The sequence below is a fragment of the Rhodospirillaceae bacterium genome (assembly GCA_016722635.1).
GTDB lineage: Bacteria > Pseudomonadota > Alphaproteobacteria > JAEUKQ01 > JAEUKQ01 > JAEUKQ01.
In genome coordinates this window covers 29,267-50,431 of record JADKIX010000005.1, presented here as the reverse complement: position 1 = coordinate 50,431, position 21,165 = coordinate 29,267, and the positions used below count along the sequence as shown (strand labels likewise).

24 protein-coding genes are annotated in these 21,165 nt (G+C 49.3%); 19 read left to right on the top strand and 5 right to left on the bottom strand.

All coding sequences use genetic code 11. From position 1 onward, the window contains the following. The first annotated feature begins 9 nt into the window (after positions 1-9). Together IPP67_03420 and IPP67_03415 are read left to right on the top strand one after the other, a co-directional pair. Positions 10-1,845, top strand: a complete 1,836-nt coding sequence (locus IPP67_03420) for a type IV secretion system DNA-binding domain-containing protein (protein ID MBL0338236.1) — start codon at positions 10-12, stop codon at positions 1,843-1,845. A 3-nt stretch (positions 1,846-1,848) separates the two neighbouring features. After that, positions 1,849-2,760, top strand: a complete 912-nt coding sequence (locus IPP67_03415) for a M48 family metalloprotease (protein ID MBL0338235.1) — start codon at positions 1,849-1,851, stop codon at positions 2,758-2,760. A 168-nt stretch (positions 2,761-2,928) separates the two neighbouring features. Here the strand turns inward: IPP67_03415 and IPP67_03410 are convergent, their stop codons facing one another. The 3 genes from IPP67_03410 to IPP67_03400 all read right to left on the bottom strand — a co-directional run bounded on the left by IPP67_03410 (position 2,929) and on the right by IPP67_03400 (position 5,006). Next, positions 2,929-3,546, bottom strand: a complete 618-nt coding sequence (locus IPP67_03410) for a hypothetical protein (protein ID MBL0338234.1) — start codon at positions 3,544-3,546, stop codon at positions 2,929-2,931. 97 nt (positions 3,547-3,643) lie between these two features. Continuing rightward, entirely contained in the window at positions 3,644-4,363 is a 720-nt protein-coding gene (locus IPP67_03405; GenBank protein ID MBL0338233.1) for a hypothetical protein, read from the bottom strand. A 19-nt stretch (positions 4,364-4,382) separates the two neighbouring features. Further along, a complete protein-coding gene (locus tag IPP67_03400; GenBank protein ID MBL0338232.1) occupies positions 4,383-5,006 on the bottom strand; it encodes a hypothetical protein in 624 nt (207 codons plus the stop codon). 125 nt (positions 5,007-5,131) lie between these two features. On the opposite strand from IPP67_03400, the gene IPP67_03395 reads away from it, so the two are divergent. The 11 genes from IPP67_03395 (at position 5,132) to IPP67_03345 (ending at position 12,688) form a co-directional block, all read left to right on the top strand. Then, positions 5,132-5,710: a hypothetical protein gene (locus IPP67_03395; GenBank protein MBL0338231.1), complete on the top strand. Its 579-nt coding sequence runs from the start codon at positions 5,132-5,134 to the stop codon at positions 5,708-5,710. A gap of 762 nt (positions 5,711-6,472) precedes the next feature. Then, positions 6,473-6,952 (top strand): hypothetical protein, encoded by a 480-nt coding sequence (locus IPP67_03390; GenBank protein MBL0338230.1) that lies wholly within the window; start codon positions 6,473-6,475, stop codon positions 6,950-6,952. After that, entirely contained in the window at positions 6,933-7,136 is a 204-nt protein-coding gene (locus IPP67_03385) for a hypothetical protein (GenBank protein MBL0338229.1), read from the top strand. Before IPP67_03390 ends, IPP67_03385 begins: the two co-directional genes overlap by 20 nt. 3 nt (positions 7,137-7,139) lie before the next feature. Then, positions 7,140-8,840: a head-tail connector protein gene (locus IPP67_03380; GenBank protein ID MBL0338228.1), complete on the top strand. Its 1,701-nt coding sequence runs from the start codon at positions 7,140-7,142 to the stop codon at positions 8,838-8,840. 31 nt (positions 8,841-8,871) lie between these two features. After that, complete coding sequence (locus tag IPP67_03375; GenBank protein ID MBL0338227.1) at positions 8,872-9,168, top strand: hypothetical protein; 297 nt, start codon at positions 8,872-8,874, stop codon at positions 9,166-9,168. Continuing rightward, positions 9,165-10,007, top strand: a complete 843-nt coding sequence (locus IPP67_03370) for a hypothetical protein (GenBank protein ID MBL0338226.1) — start codon at positions 9,165-9,167, stop codon at positions 10,005-10,007. Before IPP67_03375 ends, IPP67_03370 begins: the two co-directional genes overlap by 4 nt. Positions 10,008-10,121: 114 nt before the next feature. Next, positions 10,122-10,457, top strand: a complete 336-nt coding sequence (locus tag IPP67_03365) for a hypothetical protein (GenBank protein ID MBL0338225.1) — start codon at positions 10,122-10,124, stop codon at positions 10,455-10,457. Continuing rightward, positions 10,444-10,857 (top strand): hypothetical protein, encoded by a 414-nt coding sequence (locus IPP67_03360; GenBank protein MBL0338224.1) that lies wholly within the window; start codon positions 10,444-10,446, stop codon positions 10,855-10,857. The genes IPP67_03365 and IPP67_03360 overlap by 14 nt, the downstream gene beginning before the upstream one ends. After that, entirely contained in the window at positions 10,854-11,108 is a 255-nt protein-coding gene (locus IPP67_03355; protein MBL0338223.1) for a Txe/YoeB family addiction module toxin, read from the top strand. Before IPP67_03360 ends, IPP67_03355 begins: the two co-directional genes overlap by 4 nt. A 286-nt stretch (positions 11,109-11,394) precedes the next feature. Then, positions 11,395-12,255 (top strand): hypothetical protein, encoded by an 861-nt coding sequence (locus tag IPP67_03350; protein MBL0338222.1) that lies wholly within the window; start codon positions 11,395-11,397, stop codon positions 12,253-12,255. 7 nt (positions 12,256-12,262) lie between these two features. Next, entirely contained in the window at positions 12,263-12,688 is a 426-nt protein-coding gene (locus IPP67_03345) for a hypothetical protein (protein MBL0338221.1), read from the top strand. Positions 12,689-12,807: 119 nt separating this feature from the next. On the opposite strand, the gene IPP67_03340 is transcribed toward IPP67_03345, so the two are convergent. Together IPP67_03340 and IPP67_03335 are read right to left on the bottom strand one after the other, a co-directional pair. After that, on the bottom strand, positions 12,808-13,641 hold the full coding sequence (locus IPP67_03340; protein MBL0338220.1) for a hypothetical protein: 834 nt from the start codon (positions 13,639-13,641) through the stop codon (positions 12,808-12,810). A gap of 180 nt (positions 13,642-13,821) precedes the next feature. Then, complete coding sequence (locus IPP67_03335; GenBank protein ID MBL0338219.1) at positions 13,822-13,968, bottom strand: hypothetical protein; 147 nt, start codon at positions 13,966-13,968, stop codon at positions 13,822-13,824. A 150-nt stretch (positions 13,969-14,118) separates the two neighbouring features. Between IPP67_03335 and IPP67_03330 the strand changes: the two genes are divergently transcribed. The 6 genes from IPP67_03330 to IPP67_03305 all read left to right on the top strand — a co-directional run bounded on the left by IPP67_03330 (position 14,119) and on the right by IPP67_03305 (position 20,742). Further along, on the top strand, positions 14,119-14,694 hold the full coding sequence (locus tag IPP67_03330; GenBank protein ID MBL0338218.1) for a hypothetical protein: 576 nt from the start codon (positions 14,119-14,121) through the stop codon (positions 14,692-14,694). Between the two features lie 28 nt (positions 14,695-14,722). After that, positions 14,723-16,732, top strand: a complete 2,010-nt coding sequence (locus IPP67_03325) for a hypothetical protein (GenBank protein ID MBL0338217.1) — start codon at positions 14,723-14,725, stop codon at positions 16,730-16,732. A 197-nt stretch (positions 16,733-16,929) separates the two neighbouring features. Beyond that, positions 16,930-18,732 (top strand): hypothetical protein, encoded by a 1,803-nt coding sequence (locus tag IPP67_03320; protein ID MBL0338216.1) that lies wholly within the window; start codon positions 16,930-16,932, stop codon positions 18,730-18,732. Positions 18,733-18,919: 187 nt separating this feature from the next. Continuing rightward, positions 18,920-19,237, top strand: a complete 318-nt coding sequence (locus tag IPP67_03315) for a hypothetical protein (protein ID MBL0338215.1) — start codon at positions 18,920-18,922, stop codon at positions 19,235-19,237. Positions 19,238-19,461: 224 nt separating this feature from the next. Continuing rightward, on the top strand, positions 19,462-19,986 hold the full coding sequence (locus IPP67_03310; GenBank protein MBL0338214.1) for a hypothetical protein: 525 nt from the start codon (positions 19,462-19,464) through the stop codon (positions 19,984-19,986). 552 nt (positions 19,987-20,538) lie between these two features. Then, positions 20,539-20,742 carry a hypothetical protein gene (locus tag IPP67_03305; protein MBL0338213.1) on the top strand — a complete coding sequence of 68 codons (204 nt, stop codon included), beginning with the start codon at positions 20,539-20,541 and terminating at the stop codon, positions 20,740-20,742. Positions 20,743-21,165 lie beyond the last annotated feature (423 nt).

Genomic DNA, 21,165 nt, shown 5'->3' with positions numbered 1-21,165 from the left:
AGGTTCAGAATGTCGTCATTTTTCAGCATCCGTTTTTTTTATAACCTACTTGGGGGAGTGTTGATGGTGGGAATGCTGGGCGCTGTCCTAGCTATTGCCGGGCCCCTTGGTTTTCTGATGACATTGCTGCTTTTTATAGGAAGCCGTTTCTTGCATGTCCGCTATGGAGGGGGGGTGTTTTTTATTGCTTTGGCCTTTGTTACGGGTCTTTGGCGCATAGGCTGGGTTTTGAAATGGCAGTGGCTGGCTGCCCCGTTAAAACGGGTTGGGATTGCCTATGAACAGGCCTTGGCAGGGTTTAGCTTAGATAAATTGTTCCAAGGCAAAATCCAGCTGGCCAAAATTTGGGTAAGTTTATGGGGAAAAGGGTTCTGGGTTTGGATGCAAGATACCAGGAATTGGATAGAATTTATCCCAATTGCCTTCTTGTGTACGGGTCTTATGCTGTTAATCTGGGAATTTTATACCCATCGGCCTTGGCGATGGCTGTTTCACGGGAAAGCGGTCACGGAAAACCTGTTGGTGCCACCCCAATTATTTACCGCCCGCGCCAGCAACAATCAGGTTGGCGCCGCTAAACCGATCGAAGATTCGGGCCGTACGTTCATTGGCAAAGATAAAAATTCGGGCGCAGCTGTTTATTTAACAGACCTGCAAGCGAATACCCATACCCTCATCTTGGGAACGACCGGAAGCGGTAAAACCAATCTTTCCTGCATGATCATGGAAAGCGCCATTAACCGGGCAAAACCGATCCTTTATATGGATGGCAAAGGCGACCGTGTTTTGGTGGATAATATTGCAAGCTACGCCAAAAAATCAGGCCGTCCTTGTTACGTTATAGGCATTCATACCCTGACAACCTATCATCCTTTTATCACAGGTGGTTTTTCAGCAAAGGCCGAACGGTTAGCCTTATTGCTGGACAGCGGTTTGGCGGCTGACCAGGCAGTTTTAAACTATTTAGCGTTCATGTTTTCTGTTTTTGAGTGGTTGGGGATGCAACCCAACCTAGGCGAAATTTCTACCTACATCCGCCCAGGGGTTTTAAAGAAACTGCTGCAGGAGCAAAAACCTGCTTCCCGGGATGGCAGGGTAATCCAGTTTAATCAACCAGCGGAAGAGCCATTGATTCCGCCAGAAACGCTTGAAGAGGTTCAGCGGCACCTGCAGGGGCTGGTTCATTCCCAGATTGGCCATGTTTTCCGTTCATCAGGGCCGTCTCAGCAATCGACATCGCCCCCAAATCCCAGCCATTTGGTAATTCCTCAAGCCATTCAGCAGGGGGCGGTGATCTGTTTCAGTTTACCAAGCTTGGACATGCCAGCGATTTTATCCAAATTGATGCAATTGATCTTAAGCGATCTAAAAGCCTTTGCCGCCCAACAATTACAAAAAACCATCAAAGACAATTTCTTTGTGATTGTTGATGAACTGGGCCCCTTAGCGGGCCCGCCATTAATTGGTTTATTGAATCAATCCCGGGCCGCTGGCTTTAATATGGTTGTAACCGCGCAAAGCCTTGGCGATATTGCGCGTTCCCAGCCTGAATACAGGGATTATCTATTAAGTCAGGTGATTGCCAATTGCAACAATTATATCATCCAGCGGCAGAATAACCCAGATGATGCCCGGATGTTGGTTGAAGTGATCGGGATGAAGGAAAAATATCAGCTAACTTGGTTAGATAGCCAGGATGGGGTCCGCCGGGTTCGGGATTACGTTATCCAGCCGGATGAAATAAAACGGCTGAAGCTTGGTGAGGCAGTGATGGTAACGAAAAGTGATCATAAGCTATATAAACTTCGCCTTTCTTTAAGCAATATATTACAAGAACAGGGGTAACCCATGCGTTATTTTGCTATTACCGTGACTGCTTTTGCCAACTGGCTGTTTGTTTGGCAGATAGGATGTTTCGTCATAGGGGTATCGCAGGGCGATAAAATATTGCCAAGATCATCCTTTGAAGCTCAATTTGGCCCATTATGGTGGATGGGCATGTCCATTGCTGTTATTGTCATTTTAGCGGTTATTGGCGCCTCGCCATTAAATGAGTGGTTTTCGCGCCTGTTTTTCCCCATGCGTCGGCTGGTTAAAAGGGAAAAAGAACGCTTGCAGCCCTTGATGCAGGAAATCATGCGCCGCTACCGGCAAAGGACAGGGAAAAACAAAAAAGTCAAATTATATATTATCGATGATCCCATACCCCAAGCGCAGGCCCTGGGCCATTCCACCCTTATTTTGACCCAGGGGCTTTTGGCAAGCGATGATGACCAAATTGCCGCGGTGATCGGGCATGAATTGGGCCATTTATACCATGGTGACTCGGCGCTGCTAATGGCAATGCGGGGGATTAATTTGTTAGCACGGATATTCGGGGGCATTGTCGCTATTTTTATGGCGGATGAACCACCGAAGAAAAGAAAAAAGGATGATAACGATGATAGTGAGGGTGCTATCAGTGGCTTTATCCTAATGGCCTTGCTGCCCTTTATGTTATTGGCAGGGGTTAGCAAGATGATTGAAGGGATAGCCTGGTTCATTGTTTCTTTAAACAGCCGACGCGTGGAATTCCGTGCCGACCGTTTTTCGGCTGAACTGGGCTATGCGGCCGGGTTACGAGAATTTTTTGAAGATATTAGCCAGATTGAATATCGCCCCAGATACGGGTTTATGGTTATGTATACCAACAGCCATCCGCCCATTGCCAACCGGTTGGAACAGCTTGAAAAATTTATGGAAAAGAAAGGCCAATTGTAAATCGGCCTCCTCAACCGGGACCGATTGACTAAAGAACAGTAAATAGCCTATATTCGATGCAGCATTAACCACCGGCGACCAAACACTATTTTCCATTTTAACGATAAATATCGCCGTATCTTTGCTGAGGTTATTATGGAGGGATAATGGAGATAAGAAACCTTACTTCTACGGTAACCCTAATTGCATTTTTTGTCCTATTTCTTGCCATATTTGCAAAGCGGTTGCAGGGTTGGGGGTGGGAAGGCCACTGCCGAAGCAACCCCTGCCGCCGGGGGTAGGTGAGAACCTGCCGCGCATATCAGGAAAGGCGGCTAGTGGGGAAAAACGGATATCAACCGATCCCGGCCAGCCAGAACCATAAAATTGCAAGCGCTGGCGGAATTTTTGTGCAATGACACCGTTCTGATCTTGACTGGCACTCGCTGGCTCTAAAACAGAGGTGCAGATACCTACCCGGGCGCCATCGCCAATTTCTTCGTAAAAAAAGACATGATGTTCCGGGCAGCCTTGCCATCTGCAATTAAATCCCATCACCAGGACAAAATTATCAACTTTCACCACTTGCGCGTAAGAATCTTGCTTCAAGATGCTTTGCCATAATTGTTCTGCCATTAGGGGAGGCATATTTGCCTCAAGCAAATGTAAAAAAATCGCCTTGAATTGCGGATCTTCATATAAGATTTTCCCCTGCTTATTTCCCGTGCCTGCGAAAGGATTTTGCCCCACCCAGCCACTGAGGGTGTAATATTCGTCCGCAAACACGGGGGAGGGAATTGACGCCATTAATAAAAGTAAAGTTAAACCTATTCTTCTTAACCAACGGATAGAAGAAAAAGGCTAAAAAAAGAGGCGAGCTGCATCATGATCTACTCCTGAATTTTTATGGATGATGGGGATCGTGCTCAATCAAGTTTTTTTCAAGCATTTGCAAATTTTTAAGGATTAGTGAGGGATTATGGCTGGGGTTGCCGCAAGCATATCCTGGTTCTTGTCGCAATTCCTGCATGGGCCTTGAAAAGCTGTATCCCTTCCTATCTGGAAATGAGGTGAAGATTTGCACTGCCAGTTCCCCAATCAGGGCAGGGGTCAGGGAGCTTAGGGAAATGAGGGTAGAGGGTAGGGAAAGGATACAAACAGTGATATGTTGGTTCGTGGTATCAACCATCAAAACCGATAAATCAACGCACATGTTGGGATCACAGCGATAACTTTGGACGATCACCCAATCTTGCACTTGGGTGATTTTAGGGTACAAGTCGGCTGTATGGATTTGCCGCACCAAATCATCCGCTTGTTGCTGCAACTGCTGCCGCAAGTAAGCAAGGTCGGGTTCAGGAATATTTTCAAAAAGTTCCGGCTGGCCCAGGAGGAATTGGTAAAAATTCACCTGTTGGCCTTGTGCACCCAATCTTCTCATATCTCCGGGATAATACCCCACCCAATCGGCAATGGTTGCTGCCCCTAAATTACAATCATATTGCCGCTGGCCTGCAGATTCGCCTACATATTCACAACTGGCGCTGACATTTTGGCCCTGGACTTTAATCAAAGGCAAAGCGAAAGCCAATATAAAAACAAAATAAAAACGAATTCCTATCATGTGATCAAGCACCTCAAAATTATTTGCCCAACCGGTTGGACAGCGCCATGATTTGGTCAAAGAATTGCCAACGGGTTAAAATCTGTTGGGCATCCTGAGTGGGGGAGCCGCAACCATACACATATCCGGGCAGTTGACTGGTGTTCCCAAGATTAAGGTTGATCATATATCCGCCATCTTTTGAGCCGAAGATGACCAGATTCTCACCGGGTATTTTAAAAGGCGAATCCCCGTCATAGGCCTGTTTGCCATCCATCAAGCATCCACCGATCTCACCGGAAACGGTGTTATAGGCAATCATGCCTACATCATAACAACCATCATGGTCACAACCGTAACTTTGCCCGACCAACCAATTGCCAATTTTGGCAACAATCGGGAAATGATCACCTTCATCTAATTCGCTGATCTTTGCGGCCACTATACATCCGTCATCGCCTGCAAATTTGGCGGAAATTTGGAAAGATGCTACATCGAATAAAGTGAAGGACAGTGATTGGGCTTGGATGCGGTGGTTGGAGGGATGGCCTATATACGCATCAAGGGCAGGAAGCCCTGCAGGGGATGGTTCACAAGCGCTGGCTGGTTGTGGGAAATAAAAACAGGATAGAAGTAGTAAAACGATGGGCGGAATATTTTTCACAGCTAAAAAGTCCTTTTAATGGTCATCATACAAATCATTACCGGATGATTATGGCATGATTATGGCTTTTGGTATATCCTGCGAAATATTTTTTATCGGTAACAGGCAAAGGGGAAAAGATAAGAATGATCAAAATATCTAGGGTTCTTCTGTGGCTTCGCTGTTTTTGCCTGATGGCATCCTATCCCGCCGCCGCCCAATCGCCTGATCCGGGAATTTCTAAGGGTCATCAGTCCTTCCAGGCAATATGGGGTGAAGATTGGCAGCAGCAGTTGCAAAAATTGATTGGGCCAGAAAATTGGTCTTATATGAATCAGCTGCCGCTGGCCATCACCCGCCAACAGGTTGACCAAGCGGTTGTTGTCATGGGTTATTATTGTAGGAAAACATCTAATCTCATGGAATTGGGGCCAGGACAAAAATTTAAGGAAATTTGTCCTTACGGTTTTGCAGCCATTATAGATCAAAACCAGCAGCAATTAAGGGGGGTGATGATTGGACAGATGGTGGAACAAGGCGGGGGGAGCTATGTCATGCTTGAAAGCTTTATCCAAGGACCGGGGAATGTCATTCACAAGCGCCAGCAATCGGGATTACCCAGCCAGCAAGGTTGCAAATGGCCGGTGCAAGGGGTGCGCCCCGAATTGTTGGCGCAACAATTATTGCAACAAATTTTTCATCTATCCGTTGATTATGGCTGCTAACCAGGGGAACATTCGGTAGGGATAATTTCATCCGCCATCCTTAATGTGTAGGGCGGTTTAACCTTGTGGCCCAGTACCTTAAGCGCCATCCCGTTGCGTTGGTTGGAATATTTGGCTCATTTTTTTATCAAAGGCTAGCAATATTTGAAAAAGCAAGAAAATTCCCTATACTAACACCACCACATTTTTAGGGAAGGAGCTTTATGATGCTGGTAATTGATGAAAAATAAGTTATTACAAATGCCACGTAACAGGCTGATATATTTACGGTCAGCAATTTTTTAAGTTTTTAATGCAACAATAAAACATGCCTTATTTTTTTTATTGACATTGGTAATAAAGGTGGGTATCGTGAAAGTATGATGTTTAAAGAACATTATAAATATAAATAGGCAGTTTTTACACGTATACCGTATGTTATCAGGGAAGAGGTTGAACCAACACTTTAACGAGTGTTGGTTTTTTTTTGCCCAATCCCCGGTTTTTCAATTTCCCAAGTTTACATGACCCAGGTCAAGAATACGTGCGGCCAAGCAATCCATCCTATGCCAATCGACCTTCTGCAATTGAAATCAATCATTCATCAGCTAAGCACCGTTTTGCCAGGCAACGGATGATGCCCTTATCTGTCTTCAGGGCCATGATATTTTCAAAAATATCCTGATTATTCATTTGGCTGCGGTGGCGGGTGTTTCGGTTTGCCCATGGCCTGCCTGCTATTTTACCCAACAATTTTCATTTTATCTTTTTCAGGGGCACAGCATGTTCCAACCGCTTCATTTGCCAAGCCTTGCATATGTTGTCCAGCATATGCGCAGAGATGACCGGCGCGAGATTTTTGCCACCCGCTGGCGGCAGGATGAGCAGGAATTTGCCCAGCAGCTCTATGAAGGCACCAATTTTGGGCAATTGGCGCTCAGCCATGACCATACGCCCGTTGCCGCCTTCGGTGCGGTTGAAATGTGGCCGGGCGTATGGTCGGTCTGGCTGTTTGCGACGGACGATTGGCCTGCGGTTGGGGCCAAGGTGACCCGTCACCTCCGCCGCCAATTCATTCCCTTTATTTTATCAAAGCACGCGCACCGGGCGGAATGTATGGCGATTGCGGATAGGCCAGTGGTTCATCGCTGGCTGAAATATTTGGGGGCAGAGCCCGAAGCCGTTTTGCGAAAGTACGGAAAAAACCAGGAAGACTTCATTCTTTTTTCATGGGAGAAAAAATATGTGCAAAGGACCATTTAAAACACCGAAACCACCAAAACTTCCCGAAGCACCACAACGGTCGGATGCGGATGTTTTAGCGGCGATGGAGGAGGAAAGGCGCCGCGCGCGCCTGGCCAAAGGGCGTTCATCAACCTTACTTTCGGCGGATGAAACTGTTTTAGGGGCGGCCCCCAGTTATACCAAAAAATTGTTGGGGGAATAAAATATGGCAGTTCCCGAACAGCGCGCCTTGGAACTTATCCGGCGGCAAGAACAACTGGCGGCCGAAAGGATGCCGCTTGAACAACATTGGCAGGAAATTGCCGAATTGGTTAACCCGATGCGGGCCGATTTTACCCTGGGCAATGGGGTTTTTCCGCGTCAGGCGGGGGAAAAACGCCTGCAAAAACAATATGACGGCACGGCTTCCTTAGCAGCCGAGCAATTGGCGGCAGGCCTGTGGGGCATGATTACCAATTCCGCCAATGAATGGTTCAGCCTGCAAGCGCAAGATCCGGCGCTTAATCAGGAATTCACAGCACGCCGTTGGCTGGATAATGCCAGTCGCCGCATGCGTGATGCCTTTTCAGCCCATGGCGGCCGTTTTTATAGCCGTGTCATGGATTTATACGCTGATTTGGTGTCTTTCGGCACCGGTATTTTTTATGTGGAGGAGGCGGTTGGGCAAAACGCCGTCCATTATTCCTGCCGCCCCTTGATGGAATGTTTTATTGCCGAAAATGATTGGGGCGATATCGATACCGTCATCCGCAAATTTTCCTGGACGGCCCGGCAAGCCTTGCAACGTTGGGGAAAAACCTGCGGCGAGAAAATCATGAAAGCGGCTGAAAAAGAGCCAGACCGTAAATTCACCTTCCTGCATGGCGTGATGCCACGGGAGGATATTGACCGGCAGCGCTTCGATGCCAAAGGTAAGAACTGGGCCAGTTTCTACGTGAATTTGGAGGAAAAGATTTTACTGGCGGAGGGGGGGTTCCATGAATTCCCTTATATGGTGCCGCGCTGGTCAACCCGTTCCCGTGGCGTTTACGGGGACAGCCCGGCGATGCTTGCCTTGCCGGATGTGAAAATGCTCAACACCATGTCCAAAACCATGATCGTTGGCGCGCAGAAGGCGGTTGACCCACCCCTGCTGGCAACCGATGAAAATGCGGTGCGCGGTATCCGCACCAGCCCGGGTGGGATCATTTATGGCGGGTTGGATGCCAATGGCCGCCGGTTATATGAGCCGTTATTGACCGGTGGCAATTTGAATTTGGGGCTTGAAATTGAAGAACAGCGGCGGGGTGCCATCCGCGAAGCCTTTTTCCACTCCCTCATGCTCCTCGTGCAGCAACCCAACCAAACCGCGACCGAGGTGTTGGTGCGGCAGGAAGAAAAATTGCGCCTGATGGGCCCGCATCTTGGGCGCTTGCAATGCGAATTCCTGGATCCCTTAATCAGCCGCCAGTTTAATATGATGGTGCGGGCCGGGGCATTCCCCCCGTCACCGCCGGTGATGCAGGATTTGCTGAAATTACGGGTGGAATATGTCTCGCCCTTAGCCCGGGCGCAAAAATCCAGTGAAGGTACGGCGATTTTACGGGCGGTTGAGGCTTTATCACCCTTGGCGCAACTTGATCCCACCATCATGGATAATATTGATGCCGATGCCTATGCCCGCGCCATTTTGGATGCGTTCGGGGCACCCGCCCGTATCCTGCGTGACCCGCAAGCTGTGGAGGAGTTGCGTGCCAGCCGCGGGCAACAACAAAGCATGCAATCGATGTTGGCGGCGGCTAAGCCAATGGCCGGGGCCATGCGTGACTTGTCGCAGGCAGGCTTACCGGTGAAAGAGGTAGCTGATCAGCTGGATATGGCCATGGCCGAACCACCGGATCAGGAAATGCCGATGCCGGTTTCATGATAATCATCCATTTTCAGGAAAGGATACGATAATGGTTCAACCCAGAAAATCAGGGGCCGCTTGGCTACAACGCCTATTTGGCCCGCAGCAATCGATGGCGGTGGCTGAGGCTTACCAACATTGCCTGGATCCCAACCAGGCGAGAAGTAAAATGATCCTGGCTGATTTGGCGGTGTATTGCCAGGTGCGCCATACAAGTTTTACCGCCAACGACCCCCATCAAACCGCCTTTAATGAAGGGGCCAGGGATGTTTTTTTACATATTATGGAAATGCTGGGCTTAACTGCCGATGATTTCATTCAACTACAAAGGAATTATGAAGTATGAACGATATGACAGCCAATGCCGCGCCAGTTGCGGCCAACCCAACCGCCGCTTCCCCTTCAACCACCACGGCTGTGCAAGCAACAGATTGGGTGCAGAATTTAGACCAGGATGCCCGCCAATTGGTGCAGGTCAAGGGCTATCGCAGCCCCAATGATTTGGCCAAAGCCTATATGCATGCCGAACGGGCGATTGGGTCGGAGAAAGTGGCCATTCCGGGTAAGGAAGCCAAGGCTGAGGATTGGGCACAACTGTGGAATAAATTGGGCAGGCCCCAAAAACCTGATGGCTATGAGCTGAAAAAACCCAGTGAGGCTGGTACCTATAATGAGGAGTTGGCGGGTTGGTATAAGCAAGCGGCGCATCAAGCCGGTTTAACGGGGCGCCAGGCGGCGGCTTTGCATGACACCTTCGTGCAATATATGCAGCAGGGTGAGAAAATGCAAAGCCAGCAGCTTGATGCCAAACGCCAGCAGTTGGAGCATCATCTGGAGCAGGAATGGGGGCCATCTTATGATGCCAATTTGACCACCGCCCGCCGGGCAGCACGGTTGTTTGCGGATAATCCCGACATGCTGCAAAGTTTGGAGCAAGCCATCGGCGGCCCGCAAATGCTGCGGATGTTCCACCGCATTGGCAAACATTTGGGTGAAGACAGCATGGCAGGGGGCAGCGGGCGCGGGCAGGGCAATGTGTCCGGCAGCCAGGCGCGCGCGGAAATTGCGAGGTTACAGGGGGATGGGGAATTCAGCAAAAAATGGCTGGATAAAAGCCACCCTGAACATGAATTCGCGATTGGCCGCATGCAAGATTTACACCGGATGATGTTAGGGGATAGGTAGGAAGTTAATTAGGTTAAGAATAATTTAAGGATTCTACTAAATGAGAAACAATTGATTCTTTTTATTTTATTGATTATTTATTGCTTATAATAGTTGAGTAAAAAGGAATTTATTATGGCTGCCAAACAATTGAAGAAATCTAAAAATGAACTGAATTCTCCTGCGGTAAGGCCAGTAAATTGGAGAATTAAAGCAGATATGCCAACCCTGTTTGCTAATCAAGTTTTATTGGTGCGTAATAAATACGAAATGCATCTTATATTTGGTCAGTCCGTATTGGGTGTTAACACTCCGATTTCTGGTCAGACTGAAAATGAAGAGCAGCCCTTGGAGGCAATATCCATAGCCAAGATATTTCTTTCACCAGAAATTATGAGACAAACTTTAAAGCTTTTAAATGAGCAGATGAAGTTGCATGATGAAGAGGAGAAAAAACATGGATCTAAATAATAGCCAATTCTATATCCATATTGAAGAGGCTGCTTATGGAGCGGCTTCTACTTCTCCTGCTTTTAAAATAATGCAAGATGAAGCTGATATTTCATCAGAAACATCAAATACCCAAGTTCAATCATATACAAATTGGGTGTCTTATGAAATGTTTGCCATTAGCAAATCTTTTAAAGATTTATCCATTGAAGCTAAAAAAATTTCTGCATTAGAAATCTTAAAGAAGGTTGAAAATATTCTGCCTAAAATCAGGCAGTATGTAAAAGATGCCAAGTATAAGATTAAACACGACACAACTACTTATTTGTTAAGTAGCCCTGCTAATGCTGAAGAATTATTTAAAAGTATGGAGCAATTGAAGCAGGGAAAAGTAATTGTTAAAAATTTGGCTGATTTGTGAGGATAGTTTTTACGGAGGATGGCGATAAACATTGGGAATACTGGAAGAAAAATAACCCTCAAAAAATCAAAAAGATTAAATTATTGATTGAGGATATTATTGATCATCCATATACTGGCATAGGCCATCCAGAACCTTTAAAATACGAATTAAGTGGCAAGTGGGCTAGACGCATAACTAAAGAACATCGCTTGGTTTATGAAGTAACGAGTGATGGCCTAGTCATCTACCAATGCCGCTTTCATTATTAAAACAGGGTTCTCCCTTTTTTCATTTGCCCTAACACCACCACCTTCCACTTCCCCCTTTCATTGATCCTTTGATCAATATCCAAAGTTTCACTGGCCTTGATATTTGCGGAGACACCGGCCGCCAGTGACCGGTTCCGCTGACCGCCTGAAAGCAGGCCGCCCGGGATTACCCATAAAATGGGTTCAACCCCCAAGGATGGGCGCAATTATCCAGGATGGGTCCAGCCCGGCTGGGCACCCCCTCTGAGCAATGATTTTCCTTTTAACCCATGCTCTGGAGGTATATATGAGTTTTCAAGTTGATACAGCTTTTGTGAAGCAATATAGCAGCACCTTGCAGTATCTGGTGCAGCAAAAGGGTTCGCGCTTGCGCGCCCTGGTACGGCAGGAATCCCTAACCGGTGAGGAATGTTATTTCGACCAAATCGGTGCCACCGAAGCCCAGGAAAAAACCGCCCGCCACGGTGATAGCCCGTTGATTTCCACGCCGCACAGCAGACGTCGGGTCAACCAGCGTGATTTTGAATGGGGCGATATGGTGGATAAACCCGATAAAGTCCGCTTACTGGTTGATCCGGCATCCAATTACCTGCAATCGGCCATGTGGTCGCTCGGCAGGCGGATGGATGATGTGATTATTGATGCGGCCTTGGGCACGTCTTACACCGGTAAAAACGGCTCTGTGATTGTGCCCTTGCCCGCATCGCAGAAGATTGCGGTGGGCGCCACTGGCCTGACTTTGGCCAAATTATTCGAGGCCAAGGAAAAGCTTGACTCTGCCGAGGTTGACCCCGATGAGCCGCGTTATATTGCGGTCACGGCCCGGCAAATCACCAATTTGCTGAACACGACCGAGGTTAAATCATCCGATTACAATACGGTGAAAGCCTTGGTTCAGGGGCAGATTGACAGTTTCATGGGCTTTAAGTTCATCACCACGCAGCGCTTGCCTAAAGATGGGGCGGGGGACAGGCAGGTAATCGCCTGGGCGCAAAATGGCTTGCTGGTGGCGGTTGGCCAGGATATGCAGGGCCAAATTGCCCCGCGTCCCGATAAAAGCTTCTCCACCTATGTCTATGCCTGCTTATCTTGCGGGGCCAGCCGGATGGAAGAGCAAAAAATCATCGAAATCGCCTGTAAGGAGTAGAGGGATTATGGCAAAATCATATGGATATCAGATGAACAAATTGCGTAATTTACGGCCGCAAACCATGCCTGAAGTAGGGGATGTGGGCGGTCGGGTGCGCTGTTTTAATGAAAAAATCACGCTCATCGGCCAAGGCATCGGCGATGTGATTGAGGCGGGGTTCTTGCCGCGTGGCGCCCGCCTGCTTTACGGCGTGTTGACCAGCGATACCGCGCTTGGTATCAGCACCCTGGCGGTGGGTATTAGCGGTAACCCCGCCAAATATCAGGCAGCTACCACCTTAACCGTGACCGACATCCCAACCTTGTTTGGCAACACCCAAAATGTGGGCGAAGCCTTAACTGGGGAAGAAATCGTGATCATCACGGTGGGCGCTGATGCCTTGCCGGTTGGTGGGGTCTTACGCTTGCAATTGTTTTACACGCTCGATTAAGTGGTCGGAATAACGGGGTGGGGCAGGAAACTGCCCCATCTATTCGTTTTTATTATGTTCCCATATATCTTGACGATATCATGACCAAACCTTCAGGCAGCACATAAAAATTTTAACTTTTAAAAACTATTGATCCGTAAACGGTCTGCCCGTTCAACCGCCCGCAACCATTGATCCATGTCGGAATAATCGATTGGGTTAGGGTATCCGTCAGGGGCCAGCCAGTCGGGGCCAATTAGCAGGATGGCCAAAAATACGGCCAAGGGGAAACACAGGCACAAGCGCGTACCAAAAAGAAAGGTTTGTTTGGTGACAAACCATAGGCCCCGAAACATGCCCCATATAAGTTTCTCCCGCAGGTACAGCGGTAATAAAAGGGTGCCAAATACAATCAGTAGGATTTGCTTGATCCAGGAAGGGATAGCAGAGGGTTTTTGGGTATCCAGGTGGCTGGATACACCACCCACTATCGATTTTTTCATCAAGTCAAATTGGCCAAATATCCAACGAAATGGTAAAATGACCAGAAAAGCCCCTGTCCCCCAAAACAAAATCGCTTTTATCTTGACCCATAATTTGGCCAGCAGCTGATCATATGCATCGTTGTTTTGGGGTTGGGTGGCCGGTTTTGCTTCGTCTTTCACAAAACTGTTCATGACCCATTTCGACATCCGTAGCCATAGGGGAATGAGGGATGAAAACACCGGAATATATTGCCAGAATGGCTGATCTGATAAAATAGGATTTCGCTTTGATGCTGCAGCTGGCAAAGGTTGTGGTATGGATGGGGCTTTATCCGCCTGATCGCTGGGCAAGGTTGGTTTAGGCGGGGTTATTGTGTCCGTGCGGGAAATTGCGGCAGCTGGCCTGCGGGAAGCGCGGCCCACAACACTGCTGCTTTTATCCAGCCGCCGCCAATGCGGGCTGATGGGTGGTTTTTCTTGCTTGCTCATCTATCTTTGCCTGATTTCGTATCCTTGCTTGGCCATTAACATCGGTAAAGCACCGGCAGGATAGCACGGGATGCAGCACAATATCAACGGGATGTTGGACAGTTAAGGATGAGAGGGGCAGGCAGGGATAAGAAGCCTTGATGCCACTCGGACAAAGGTGGGCGGCTTTTTGCCAGTTGTTTAAAGGTTCGCCTTGCTGGTGATGGGGGTTGACCGCCTGACCACCGCCCGGTTGCGAAGATATTCTGATACATCCATTTTGGCGGTTGGGGTAACGGTTGAGGCAGGTTTGCTACCAGCCTGCGCAGAGGTGGGTTGCTGATCCATGTGATTTTGCCTGTTGCGTGCATTTTAATGTGCTGGTGATGCCATCATGCCTATCATCCTTTGAAAAAAACAAGGCGGCTTGATAACAGTTTTTATAAAACAGCCAATCCTTAACGATCCCATCCTAACCGCATTATATAGGGAGGTTCCATGTCTTTATCCATTGTTGCCATTTGTAACCGGGCGCTCGATTTATTGGGGGCTGATCCCATCACTTCGCTGGCTGATGACAGCAAGGCCGCTCGTCTGTGCCAACGTAATTATGAAGGGGTGCGCGATACGGTGCTACGCGCCTATCCTTGGAATTCAGCCATGTGCCGCGCTTTATTGCCAGCCTTGGCCACGGTGCCAATGTTTGGCTACCGCTTCCAGTATCAATTGCCAACGGGGCCTGAGCCAGCGGCTTGTTTACGGGTATATCAGGTGATAGCAGGTGATGATTACCGGATTGAAGGGCGCCGCTTGCTAACCGATTACCCGCCGCCCTTACAGCTGCTCTATATCGGCCAGGTCTTGGATCCAAACCAGTTTGACCCGTTGCTGGCCGAGGCGATTTCCGCCCGCCTATCCATGTATTTGGCGGGCAATTTAACCGAAAGCGCCAGCCGCATTGAAACCATGCGCAGCCATTACCGCGAAGTCCTGCAGGAAGCGCGTGCCATGGACGCGCAAGAGGGCCGTGCCGATATGATTGAGGCCGATGAATGGCTGCACAGCCGCCGCTAACATAGCCGATGAACATCAAGGGGGTCTTATGCCGCGTATATCACCGATTTTTGCAACCTTTAATGCGGGCGAATGGTCGCCCAGCCTGTATGGGCGGGTGGATTTGCCCAAATACCAAAATGCCTGCCGCACCCTGTTAAACTTTATCCCGCTGCCGCAAGGGGCGGCCACCCGCCGCCCGGGCACACGCTTTGTGGCGCTGGCCAAAAATATGGGGCCAATGCGGCTGATCCCTTTTGAATATTCAACCACCCAGGCCTATATGATTGAAGCCGGGGGCAATTATTTCCGCTTTTATAAAGACCGCGGCCGCATTGAAGCCATGCCGAGCATACCGGTTGAGATCGCAACACCTTACAAGGCCGAGCATTTGGCGGGGCTAAAATGGGCGCAATCGGCGGATGTGCTCTATCTATGCCACCCGCTGTATCAGCCGCATAAATTATCGCGCCTGAGCCATACCAATTGGCAATTGACGCCCCTTGAAAGCAGCGATGGGCCTTATAGGGAAATCAATATCAGTGACACCACGCTGCAACCCGCGGCGACTAGCGGCGCCACCACGATCACTGCCACGAACGATGTGTTTGTGCCAACCGATGTGGGCCGGATGGTGCGGTTGCAACATGCCGATATTTGGGGTTGGGCCAAAATCACCGCGGTCACCAGTTCCAAGGTGGTGACGGCAACCGTTAAAGGTAATTTTAATGCGGTAACGGCCACCAAAAATTGGCGGTTAGGGGCGTGGGATGAGGGGAATGGCTGGCCATCCTGCGTCACCTTTTATGAGGAACGGTTGTTTTTTGCAGGCACGCGCAAACAACCGCAAACCTTGTGGGCCTCGATGGCGGGTGATTATGAAAATTTCGCGCCATCCACCCGTGACAGCAAGGTGCTAGCAGATAATTCCCTGAATTTTACCATCTCGGATGACCGGGTCAACGCCATCCGCTGGTTAAGTGCTGGCAAAACCTTAGCGGTCGGCACGGTGGGTGGTGAGTTTTCGGTGCGTGCCTCCACCCTCAATGAAGCCTTGACGCCTGATAATATCACGGTGCGGCGGGAAAGCACGGTGGGTTCGGCTGACCAAATGGCGGTGCGGATTAACCAAGCGGTGCTGTTTGTGCAGCGGGCGGGGCGCAAATTATATGAAAGCGCCTACAGCCTGGACAGTGACGGGCTGGCCGCCCCTGAAATGACCTTGCTCTCCCGCCATTTGACACAAGGCGGCATTACAGAAATTGCCTTTCAACAGGAACCCTGGGCGGTATTGTGGGTAACATTGGCGGATGGCGGCTTGCTGGGGCTAACCTATTTACGTGAGCAGGAGGTGGTGGGTTGGCACCGCCACGGGTTGGGGGGGCAGAATGTGCGGGTTATGTCGATAGCGACCATTGCCGGTATTAGCCAGGATGAATTATGGCTGGCGGTTAAACGCGGGGTAGGGGATGAGGGGCAACAGATGATTGAGGTCATGGAAAGCGAATTTTTGCCCAATCATTCAACCGACACCAAAAGCGCCTTTTTTGTAGATTGCGGCTTGACTTATGAAGGGGCGGCAACCCTGCATATTCGAGGGCTTGACCATTTGGTGGGGCAAAGGGTGCAGATACTCGCCGATGGCGGCACCCACCCCGATAAAACCGTGGAACCCGGCGGCCAGGTAACGTTGGATCGCCCCGCCCGGCTGATCCATATTGGCTTGCCATATGAAAGTGTCCTGGAAACCCTTGATCTCGAGGCAGGATCGGCCGAAGGGTCAGCCCAAGGTAAACCCAAGCGGATTACCCGCGCAACCGTTAAATTGTTGGATAGTTTGGGCGGCAGTTTGGGGTTTGACCCCCATTATTTGGAAGATATACCTTTCCGCGACAGCGGCATGCCTATGGATCAAAGCCCCCCGTTATTTAGCGGGGATAAGCGGGTGATTTTCCCGAAAGGCTGGGACCGTGTGGCACGCCTGATGGTGCGGCAGCGGCAACCCTTGCCGATGACGATATTGGCCATTGTGCCGCAGATCACCACCATGGATGGCTAGGCTTTTAATCAAGCTGTTCAGGAAGAGTATCGTCATAGCATTTTTATAATTCCTGATCTTCCTTAGACTTATCATGACGAAGGCAGGGGATTTTTCTTTTAAAAAACTGTGTCATCAACAAGAACATATAATGAACATATGTTGATTTCAATGGCAGTCCTATTCAAGTATTTTCAAATAACGGAGTGGAGGTAGGGATGGGTGAGTTTAAGGAACGTATAAAATACCGAGGAGAGGATGATCCGGCAACTAAAGGCTGGGGGGAGGCTAAGGATTCGCCCTTTAACCCGAACGGCATCAGCCTTAGCCTCAATAGCGGGTGGGGGCAGGCGGCGGGGTGGGGTCATACCGGCTTTGATGCAGGGATGGATGAGGGGGGCATGGATGATTTCACGCTGCATTCGCCCTTGCCCGCCTTAACCCCCAAGCCTGCCGCAACCTTGATCAACGCCCATGCCTGGATGTTAGATCATATGATGCAGGGCAAGAAGCTGCCCACCAGCAAATATCTGCCCGGCCAGGTGCTGGAGGATGCGGATTTGTTAACCCACAGCTTGGCCTTGCAGAAACAAGCTGATGAGGCCGCAGGGGTTAACCAATCAGCCGCCAGCCATGTACCCCAATTGTTGCAAAAACATCAAACCCTTGCCTCCTCGGCCACCCTGCCCCAACAGCAAGCCTGGCATCTGCATAAGGGATTGCAATTACTGCAAGACGCTAGGGATGAGGGGATTATCCCCGGGGAGGATGCCGAACGCTTAGGCGATAGCTTTAAACGTTCCTTAGCCCAAGACCAGGCTAACCTGTTATTGAACAACGCCCCCCATAGCATCGCCCAAGCCTTGCATACCAATCCCTTGCTGGTGGGCTTAAACCCACAAGACCGCCAACGGCTTGAGCAACGGGCCGAGCGCCGCTTGCATTCCCTGCCGCTTGATCACCAACGCCAACAGCAACAAGCCTTGTTGCAACAGACCGGCAACCGCCTCAAGAACTGGTTCAGCAAATCCCAGGATTATCTGGCCAAGGCCGGGCAATTATCCCCCTCTGAGCTGGCTGATCTGGAATTGACCCAAGCCTTACCCCAACACACCCTTAATCTATTGTCACAATTAAGCGCCCATGCCGTCACCCAAAGCGCCAAGCATCAAGCTTATTTGGACCGTATCCAGCAGGGGTTTAAGGATCAACCCCTTGATCCTCATAACCAAGATGATCTGCAAGCCGCGGATTACCATTTCCTTCTTAATCATGGCAAAGACAGCGATCAACAATTATCCGGTACCTTACCTGATCTCTTCCGCTTAACCGGGATTGTCCCCAAATCCGCCAAGCCTGCCCTCAACCGCCTGATCCACGGCCGGGATGGCTTGAAGTTCAGCCAACGCTTAGCAGAAGCCTGGCAAACCAACCCATCCTTAGCTGCCCAATTGCCGGATGAGGTGTTAGCCCATAATTTTGCAGCCTCCACCCTCTTGCCCGATTGGCAATTAGGCGGGGCCGCCGATCCCCACAACCGCCTCTATAACCTCCTCACTTCCCCAACCTTGCCGCCCGTCCCGGATAGCAAAGACCCCACCATCTTGGGGCAGCAAACCGCCCAGCGGATCATCGCCCTGCGGCAATTGCAAGATGACCTTAAAACCTTCGAATACCAAGCCGCCCATCATCCCGATCAGATGGTGCAAGCCAGGCTGCAGCCCTTGATCCAAGCGCGGCGCGATGAATTGGCCCAACTCTCGGCTGACCCCCAGAACAACGTTCCCCAAAACCTCCGCATCATTTCTTTAACAACTGAGCAACTGAACCAACAACTGCGCCTTACCCCCGGCGATGGCGCTTTCGCTTCCCCAAGCCTGGCTGCTCTGCCCCGTCTTCCCAAACCCCTGAATCGAAGGCGTTCGGCATGGTCAGATCCTAAGCCCGACCGCGATCAACTCTTGCCAGGTAATGTATCCCGGCTTCCCCTCACCACGGACGCAATATGGCCAACGTCATGATACGAAGGCTGAAAAGCTGATTGCCGCTTTCTTGGGCCTCACCCCAGAGCAATTGCAACAGCTGGCCCCATGATCCTGAAATGGGCGCTTTATCTTTACCTCCCGGTGATCAATACCTTGCCAAAGCCCTTCATATCGATCCGGCTTTGGCCGCCTTCCTCACCGTGACCGTCAAGATGACAAATATATGAGCAATGCCATCCGTAATCTTCTCGTGCAAATGACGGGTCAAGACCCTAAAGCCTTGGGCTTACCAGAAGAAGGCACCGCTGGCTTCATGGACAGCCGTCCCGCCACCGTCCACTTCCTCTCCCTTTTAAACCAATTGCTCAAGCTTTATCAAACCCACCAAATCTCTTATCCCCAACTGCTGCAAACTTGGAACAGTTTGCAATTCTTCCGTATCGACCAAAGCGATGACACCTTAGACCGCCTGGTAAGTCCTGGCCAGCCCAATCCCGGCTTCCTCACCCCCGATATGTTGGATAAACTTGCCCCGGCATAGTGGTAAGTGGGGTCCTAGCCTTAACTGGCGGCAACAGGGCTGGTCGAAGATTAATGGAAATGCCGCCTCCGTCATTGGGAAGAATTCGTTCCTTTACGGGTTTTGAGGATATCCGCAATTCCATCTCCGGTGGATCCCAGGGTTGAGGCAGAAACCGCAGGGGGCGTATATTTTACCAAACAGCTTCCGCTTTACCCTATGCTGCCCTTGGGGGCTTCCCGGCCATGTTGGCCGCTGGCGCTGGCGCTGGTGCCAGCCAACTCGCCGCTGAACTCGGCGCACCCCCAAATGTGCAGATGTTGTTGGACTTCATAATCGGACATAAACTTACCCAAGCCCCGCCCCGGTTCCCTGGCCATAATGCGCTATCGGTCACTCCAACCCCAACCTCAATATCCACCCAAGCCAGGGCAATACCAATATCCCCACCAATCCAGGCAATGGCTTGCCACGGCAACCCCAGGAGCACAACCTCAGGGAATATCACAACCCCAGGCAATCCCGCCACTGCCCTGAATCCGGGCGCTGTCACGCCCGGTAACAACATTGGCAATCAACCCCTTAACCCCGGCAATCAACTAGCCAACCCGAATAACTCCTTAACCCCTGGCCAAGCCAATCTTGCCAACCCCCAAAGTACGGTAACCCCTGGCCAACAGGCCACTACACCCAACTCCTCAAAAACCCCTTTACAGAACAATATAGGAACTGTACAACCAAATACCAAGATCATTGGCATCTATTTATGAATAAATGGAACCCCAATATTACCAAATTATAAGGGTGGCCATGTCAGATCTTTTAAAAGACAAGCATTATTACAACGGGCTAATGATCCGAACAGAATTTCAAACTTTATTAATTAGTTAGCTCTTTTGAAAATGAAGAAATTTTAACGCTTATTCAACCCGCAGCAACTCTTCAAAATACATCAAGAAATACCTGTGACCATGCGGATTCTTTGGAATTAAAAAATTTGATAAAGCAAAGAATAATAATCAATGATTACTCAAAGCAAACTTCATTAGTATTATCATTCACACCAGATAATACGCAATTGACAGTTTGGGATCACAGGGGGGAGCCAAAACTTTGAAGAATACCTAAAACAAGGATGGGTATTAGAAAGCAGGGTGATGGAGAATATTATATTTTACAGCTTACCCCAGAATTATTAAGTTTTAAATGAGTAGAAGGAGAAGTCTAAAATATTTGAAGAAAAGATACCTAATAAACTATTATTTTCTGGAACTCTTATCGTTTGAGTCCATCTTTTAGAAGGTGATGAAAAAGGACGATCTATGTCTATTCAACAAATTGTTGATTTGTTTAAAAGCCATAATAACAATGAAATTGAAAATTCTCTAATCGAAGAAATAGAAAAAATTAGAAATAATAAAAAAGATTTAGAACTAATAAAAAGCCTTCATATTTATCAATTAGGATGCCAAACATGGGACCAAGTCAAGATTTGTTGGCCGAAAGCGAGGTGGAAAAACCTTTAAGGATGCTTGATAAATGTGAGGCAATGCGTTTAACGAAAGGGCAGCTTGGCTGCCCTTTTTGTCCGCTGTGATCACCAGGAAATCCCGCCACTGCCCTTAATCCTGGCGCTGTCACGCCCGGTAACAACATTGGCAATCAACCCCTTAACCCCGGCAATCAACTAGCCAACCCGAATAACTCCTTAACCCTGGCCAAGCCAATCTTGCCAACCCCCAAAGTACGGTAACCCCTGGCCAACAGGCCACTACACCCAACTCCTCACGAACCCCTTTACAGAACAATATAGGAACTATACAATCATCACCACAACCGTATTTTACTTCCAGTACAGGTAAGACTCAGAAATTTAAATTTACAAGACGGGATATACCTTTTTCTAACCAACAACTCTTAGAAGCTGCTAAACTTCCCAAAGCTAATAG